Source organism: Vibrio sp. 10N.222.48.A3 (assembly GCF_041475345.1).
In the GTDB taxonomy this organism is placed as follows: Bacteria; Pseudomonadota; Gammaproteobacteria; order Enterobacterales; family Vibrionaceae; genus Vibrio; species Vibrio tasmaniensis_A.
The window spans coordinates 1-532 of sequence record NZ_JBFRVX010001682.1 but is presented as its reverse complement, the minus strand read 5'-3'; the positions used below and the strand labels follow the sequence as shown (position 1 = coordinate 532).

General features: G+C 42.5%; 1 protein-coding gene. It reads right to left on the bottom strand.

The features are described 5' to 3' along the window. Positions 1–263, bottom strand: a 263-nt coding sequence (locus AB4653_RS28400; protein WP_372105975.1) for a hypothetical protein, incomplete at its 3' end; no start/stop codon positions are given. Between the last annotated feature and the right edge of the window lie 269 nt (positions 264–532).

The window sequence follows — 532 nt, the reverse complement described above, 5'->3', positions numbered from 1 at the left end:
CCTTCCATAAAGCTAAGATCAGGCAGCATGCCCAAATGCTCGGCGTAACGTTTTTGATTAAACTCTGCGCCGTTTTTCATTACATCAAATACTTCAATTGCCAGTGCACATGCCATCGCTACAATTGCCTCTTCACGAGGTGTACCTGTCATCATTAAACGCATTAGCGTCTCTTTAACTTTTACTGGTTGCCCATCTTCAAGTTGGTTCTCGATAATCTCGATCAACTGTTCTTCTTGCATAAACTCATTTTGTTCAGACATTTTTTATCTCAGCTCTTGGATTTTGAGCGACTATGCCACATATAGATCTGACATCCTAGCGAGTCTCCTCGCGTTCATGCGATTCTCTAACGAAGTCAGCGCATTATTTGTGCAAATGAAACTGTGATTCCGGTCTCGGATCTGTCACGGTGTTTCTCTTTCTGTTAGAATCTGCGACCAAGTAATAGTAACGGTGTTTAGACATGTCAGATATCAGCTCTGGAAACAGCGAAAAGAAAGTAATTGTCGGTATGTCCGGCGGTGTAGAT